Annotated in this window: 2 protein-coding genes; one reads left to right on the forward strand and one right to left on the reverse strand. The window is 81.0% G+C overall.

Translation table 11 applies throughout. The annotated features are described in order from the left end of the window. The coding region (locus ABEB16_RS22325) for a hypothetical protein (RefSeq protein ID WP_345714346.1) at positions 1-232 on the forward strand (232 nt) is incomplete at its 5' end. A gap of 26 nt (positions 233-258) precedes the next feature. Here ABEB16_RS22325 and ABEB16_RS22330 read toward each other — a convergent pair. Then, positions 259-483, reverse strand: coding sequence for a hypothetical protein (locus ABEB16_RS22330; protein WP_345714347.1), 225 nt, complete (start codon positions 481-483; stop codon positions 259-261). Between the last annotated feature and the right edge of the window lie 245 nt (positions 484-728).

Consider the following 728-nt stretch of genomic DNA (forward strand, 5'->3'; position numbering starts at 1 on the left):
CCGCGGCGGCCGCGACGAGCTGCGCCCCGTGGCCGCCCGCCGCGAGGAGGACGGGACGACCTGGCGGGTGCGCTTCCGGGCGCCGGTGCCCGCCGGGGAGGAGCTGGTGCAGGTCCTCGTGCGGGCCGGGCGCGCCCCCCACGCGCAGCGGCTGACCTGCGGTGCCGTCGAGGAGCAGCACCCGCGGGCCTGGCAGCTGCTGGACGTCGCCGTGCGGGCCGCGGGGGGCTGAGCCCACCGGGTGCGGTGGGCGCCCGGTCAGCCCCGCAGCCCGGCGCGGTGCGCCCGCCGGCGGCGCTGCAGGGCGAGCGCGATCCCGCCGCAGGCCAGCCCCCAGACCACGTCGACCACCAGCACCGGCACGATCGCGGCCGGCGTCGCCAGCAGGCCGCGCAGCTCACCGGTGAGCAGCGGTGACAGCACCCCGCTGAGCACGATGCTCAGCACCCCGTACACCAAGGCCGCCGCGACGAGCACGCGCACCGGCCGGGCCACGTCCGAGCGCGCCCAGCCCGAGGACGAGCGACCAGGGCGTGCCGGCGGGGGCGGCGGTGCGGTCGCGGGCCCCCCCGGTTCTCCGTGCTCTCCGTGCTCTCCGTGCCGCCAGGCTCACCGCCGCCGCGGGGCGGGCGCACCGGCCGGGGCGGCGCCCCCGGAGGGGTGATCCGCCGGTGCTACGGCAGCGCCGCGTGCAGCGCGGGCAGCGCCTCGGCGACCCCGGCGGGGAA

This window comes from Kineococcus glutinatus (assembly GCF_039542765.1).
Taxonomy (GTDB): Bacteria; Actinomycetota; Actinomycetes; order Actinomycetales; family Kineococcaceae; genus Kineococcus_A; species Kineococcus_A glutinatus.